Raw genomic sequence first — 5,782 nt, forward strand, 5'->3', positions numbered from 1 at the left:
AAAACAAAACCCCTCACCGCGTAAGCGATGAGGGGTTTCGGAATTTAATCTTGACGATGACCTACTCTCACATGGGGAAACCCCACACTACCATCGGCGATGCATCGTTTCACTGCTGAGTTCGGGATGGGATCAGGTGGTTCCAATGCTCTATGGTCGTCAAGAAATTCGGGTACCGAGTCGTGCGCCTGTCGCCAGGGCCTCGCTTCGGCAAATCGGGTATGTGATCAGGTTCGTTCGTGCTGCAAACTTTCAGCGTCTGTCATCTTCACAGTCACCGCAATCTGATGCCCTCTCGGGTCGCAAATTGCTTGGGTGTTATATGGTCAAGCCTCACGGGCAATTAGTATTGGTTAGCTCAACGCCTCACAGCGCTTACACACCCAACCTATCAACGTCGTAGTCTTCGACGGCCCTTCAGGGAACTCAAGGTTCCAGTGAGATCTCATCTTGAGGCAAGTTTCCCGCTTAGATGCTTTCAGCGGTTATCTTTTCCGAACATAGCTACCCGGCAATGCCACTGGCGTGACAACCGGAACACCAGAGGTTCGTCCACTCCGGTCCTCTCGTACTAGGAGCAGCCCCTCTCAAATCTCAAACGTCCACGGCAGATAGGGACCGAACTGTCTCACGACGTTCTAAACCCAGCTCGCGTACCACTTTAAATGGCGAACAGCCATACCCTTGGGACCGGCTTCAGCCCCAGGATGTGATGAGCCGACATCGAGGTGCCAAACACCGCCGTCGATATGAACTCTTGGGCGGTATCAGCCTGTTATCCCCGGAGTACCTTTTATCCGTTGAGCGATGGCCCTTCCATACAGAACCACCGGATCACTAAGACCTACTTTCGTACCTGCTCGACGTGTCTGTCTCGCAGTCAAGCGCGCTTTTGCCTTTATACTCTACGACCGATTTCCGACCGGTCTGAGCGCACCTTCGTACTCCTCCGTTACTCTTTAGGAGGAGACCGCCCCAGTCAAACTACCCACCATACACTGTCCTCGATCCGGATAACGGACCTGAGTTAGAACCTCAAAGTTGCCAGGGTGGTATTTCAAGGTTGGCTCCACGCGAACTGGCGTCCACGCTTCAAAGCCTCCCACCTATCCTACACAAGCAAATTCAAAGTCCAGTGCAAAGCTATAGTAAAGGTTCACGGGGTCTTTCCGTCTAGCCGCGGATACACTGCATCTTCACAGCGATTTCAATTTCACTGAGTCTCGGGTGGAGACAGCGCCGCCATCGTTACGCCATTCGTGCAGGTCGGAACTTACCCGACAAGGAATTTCGCTACCTTAGGACCGTTATAGTTACGGCCGCCGTTTACCGGGGCTTCGATCAAGAGCTTCGCGTTAGCTAACCCCATCAATTAACCTTCCGGCACCGGGCAGGCGTCACACCCTATACGTCCACTTTCGTGTTTGCAGAGTGCTGTGTTTTTAATAAACAGTCGCAGCGGCCTGGTATCTTCGACCGGCATGGGCTTACGCAGTAAATGCTTCACCCTCACCGGCGCACCTTCTCCCGAAGTTACGGTGCCATTTTGCCTAGTTCCTTCACCCGAGTTCTCTCAAGCGCCTTGGTATTCTCTACCCAACCACCTGTGTCGGTTTGGGGTACGGTTCCTGGTTACCTGAAGCTTAGAAGCTTTTCTTGGAAGCATGGCATCAACCACTTCGTGTTCAAAAGAACACTCGTCATCAGCTCTCGGCCTTGAAACCCCGGATTTACCTAAGATTTCAGCCTACCACCTTAAACCTGGACAACCAACGCCAGGCTGGCCTAGCCTTCTCCGTCCCTCCATCGCAATAACCAGAAGTACAGGAATATTAACCTGTTTTCCATCGACTACGCTTTTCAGCCTCGCCTTAGGGACCGACTAACCCTGCGTCGATTAACGTTGCGCAGGAAACCTTGGTCTTTCGGCGTGGGTGTTTTTCACACCCATTGTCGTTACTCATGTCAGCATTCGCACTTCTGATACCTCCAGCAAGCTTCTCAACTCACCTTCACAGGCTTACAGAACGCTCCTCTACCGCATCACCATAAGGTGATACCCGTAGCTTCGGTGCATGGTTTGAGCCCCGTTACATCTTCCGCGCAGGCCGACTCGACTAGTGAGCTATTACGCTTTCTTTAAAGGGTGGCTGCTTCTAAGCCAACCTCCTAGCTGTCTAAGCCTTCCCACATCGTTTCCCACTTAACCATGACTTTGGGACCTTAGCTGACGGTCTGGGTTGTTTCCCTTTTCACGACGGACGTTAGCACCCGCCGTGTGTCTCCCATGCTCGGCACTTGTAGGTATTCGGAGTTTGCATCGGTTTGGTAAGTCGGGATGACCCCCTAGCCGAAACAGTGCTCTACCCCCTACAGTGATACATGAGGCGCTACCTAAATAGCTTTCGAGGAGAACCAGCTATCTCCGAGCTTGATTAGCCTTTCACTCCGATCCACAGGTCATCCGCTAACTTTTCAACGGTAGTCGGTTCGGTCCTCCAGTTAGTGTTACCCAACCTTCAACCTGCCCATGGATAGATCGCCCGGTTTCGGGTCTATTCCCAGCGACTAGACGCCCTATTAAGACTCGCTTTCGCTACGCCTCCCCTATTCGGTTAAGCTCGCCACTGAAAATAAGTCGCTGACCCATTATACAAAAGGTACGCAGTCACCCAACAAAGTGGGCTCCCACTGCTTGTACGCATACGGTTTCAGGATCTATTTCACTCCCCTCTCCGGGGTTCTTTTCGCCTTTCCCTCACGGTACTGGTTCACTATCGGTCAGTCAGTAGTATTTAGCCTTGGAGGATGGTCCCCCCATGTTCAGACAAGGTTTCTCGTGCCCCGTCCTACTCGATTTCATTGCAAAGAGATTTTCGCGTACAGGGCTATCACCCACTATGGCCGCACTTTCCAGAGCGTTCCGCTAATCTCTAAACAACTTAAGGGCTGGTCCCCGTTCGCTCGCCACTACTAAGGGAATCTCGGTTGATTTCTTTTCCTCAGGGTACTTAGATGTTTCAGTTCCCCTGGTTCGCTCCATACACCTATGTATTCAGTGTAAGGTAACTGTCTTATGACAGCTGGGTTCCCCCATTCAGACATCTCCGGATCACAGTCTGTTTGCCGACTCCCCGAAGCTTTTCGCAGGCTACCACGTCTTTCATCGCCTCTGACTGCCAAGGCATCCACCGTATGCGCTTCTTCACTTGACCATATAACCCCAAGCAATCTGGTTATACTGTGAAGACGACATTCGCCGAAAGTTTGCATTTCACAAACTTTACCTTAGCCCGGACACGCACCAGTGAAAGAGGTGCCCGGTCTATATTTCAATCACATACCCAAATTTTTAAAGAACGATCTAATCAAAGACTAGAAATCAACATTCACCACCCAACGGATGGAATGCTCATTTCTAAACTCTCACAACGAAACAGCGGTAAGTGGTGGAGCCAAACGGGATCGAACCGTTGACCTCCTGCGTGCAAGGCAGGCGCTCTCCCAGCTGAGCTATGGCCCCGTATCGCTACAGGTGTCTTACCTTGGCGCAAGGTGCTCTGTCCAACTACTCACCAGGTAACTGGTGGGTCTGGGCAGATTCGAACTGCCGACCTCACCCTTATCAGGGGTGCGCTCTAACCAACTGAGCTACAGACCCGAAACGGGTTTGCAAAGCAAAAGCTGTTTCTATCGTCTTCTTCAATGAATCAAGCAATTCGTGTGGGAACTTGTGAAGAAGCTGAGTCTTCGATTAAGGAGGTGATCCAGCCGCAGGTTCCCCTACGGCTACCTTGTTACGACTTCACCCCAGTCATGAATCACACCGTGGTAACCGTCCTCCCGAAGGTTAGACTAGCTACTTCTGGTGCAACCCACTCCCATGGTGTGACGGGCGGTGTGTACAAGGCCCGGGAACGTATTCACCGTGACATTCTGATTCACGATTACTAGCGATTCCGACTTCACGCAGTCGAGTTGCAGACTGCGATCCGGACTACGATCGGTTTTATGGGATTAGCTCCACCTCGCGGCTTGGCAACCCTTTGTACCGACCATTGTAGCACGTGTGTAGCCCAGGCCGTAAGGGCCATGATGACTTGACGTCATCCCCACCTTCCTCCGGTTTGTCACCGGCAGTCTCCTTAGAGTGCCCACCTTAACGTGCTGGTAACTAAGGACAAGGGTTGCGCTCGTTACGGGACTTAACCCAACATCTCACGACACGAGCTGACGACAGCCATGCAGCACCTGTCTCAGTGTTCCCGAAGGCACTCCGCCATCTCTGGCAGATTCACTGGATGTCAAGGCCTGGTAAGGTTCTTCGCGTTGCTTCGAATTAAACCACATGCTCCACCGCTTGTGCGGGCCCCCGTCAATTCATTTGAGTTTTAACCTTGCGGCCGTACTCCCCAGGCGGTCAACTTAATGCGTTAGCTGCGCCACTAAGAGCTCAAGGCTCCCAACGGCTAGTTGACATCGTTTACGGCGTGGACTACCAGGGTATCTAATCCTGTTTGCTCCCCACGCTTTCGCACCTCAGTGTCAGTATCAGTCCAGGTGGTCGCCTTCGCCACTGGTGTTCCTTCCTATATCTACGCATTTCACCGCTACACAGGAAATTCCACCACCCTCTACCATACTCTAGCTTGCCAGTTTTGGATGCAGTTCCCAGGTTGAGCCCGGGGATTTCACATTCAACTTAACAAACCACCTACGCGCGCTTTACGCCCAGTAATTCCGATTAACGCTTGCACCCTCTGTATTACCGCGGCTGCTGGCACAGAGTTAGCCGGTGCTTATTCTGTCGGTAACGTCAAAACAGCAAAGTATTAATTTACTGCCCTTCCTCCCAACTTAAAGTGCTTTACAATCCGAAGACCTTCTTCACACACGCGGCATGGCTGGATCAGGCTTTCGCCCATTGTCCAATATTCCCCACTGCTGCCTCCCGTAGGAGTCTGGACCGTGTCTCAGTTCCAGTGTGACTGATCATCCTCTCAGACCAGTTACGGATCGTCGCCTTGGTGAGCCATTACCTCACCAACTAGCTAATCCGACCTAGGCTCATCTGATAGCGTGAGGTCCGAAGATCCCCCACTTTCTCCCGTAGGACGTATGCGGTATTAGCGTCCGTTTCCGAACGTTATCCCCCACTACCAGGCAGATTCCTAGGCATTACTCACCCGTCCGCCGCTCGCCACCAGGTACAAGTACCCGTGCTGCCGCTCGACTTGCATGTGTTAGGCCTGCCGCCAGCGTTCAATCTGAGCCATGATCAAACTCTTCAGTTCAATTACTTCATGGGTTTTGAGAAAACCCTAAACTTGGCTCAGCAATCGTTGGTTAAACCATGATTTCTCGCGGAGTAACTTGCGATGCTGATAATCAGTTGACATCAGTCTTACAGCACAAGCACCCACACGAATTGCTTGATTCAGTTGTTAAAGAGCGGGTGGTTAAGATCTTTCGTCTCAACCGAGGCGCGCATTCTACAGCGCCTGGTGTTTCTGTCAAGCGGTTATTTTAAGAAGTTTTCAAAGTTTCGCTTGGAAATCCTTAACAACTTCAACCACTTGCGCTTGGAGTGACTTGGCGTCTCTCGTCAGCGGGAGGCGAATTCTACAGCGTTACAACCTGCTGTCAACTGCCTTTTTCACCGCTTCCGATTTAACCGTCAAACCGAAGCATTCCGCGCTACTTACTTCGTCCAACTACTTGATTAACAAGAAGTTTTCCGTTTCGTCTGCGCCGGAAGTGGGGCGAATTATAGACAGATCCT

General features: G+C 51.8%; 2 tRNA genes and 3 rRNA genes. All 5 read right to left on the reverse strand.

The annotated features are described in order from the left end of the window. Nucleotides 1–48: 48 nt before the first annotated feature. A 5S ribosomal RNA gene (gene rrf / locus ACWKV9_RS27610) occupies nucleotides 49–164 on the reverse strand. Nucleotides 165–322: 158 nt separating this feature from the next. Beyond that, nucleotides 323–3,215, reverse strand: a 23S ribosomal RNA gene (locus ACWKV9_RS27615). A 232-nt stretch (nucleotides 3,216–3,447) separates the two neighbouring features. Further along, nucleotides 3,448–3,523, reverse strand: a tRNA-Ala gene (locus ACWKV9_RS27620). A gap of 61 nt (nucleotides 3,524–3,584) precedes the next feature. Next, nucleotides 3,585–3,661 (reverse strand) — tRNA-Ile (locus ACWKV9_RS27625). 94 nt (nucleotides 3,662–3,755) lie between these two features. Next, nucleotides 3,756–5,294 (reverse strand): 16S ribosomal RNA (locus ACWKV9_RS27630). The 16S, 23S and 5S rRNA genes sit together here with 2 tRNA genes alongside, the layout of an rRNA operon. Between the last annotated feature and the right edge of the window lie 488 nt (nucleotides 5,295–5,782).

The sequence above is a fragment of the Pseudomonas corni genome (assembly GCF_057128765.1).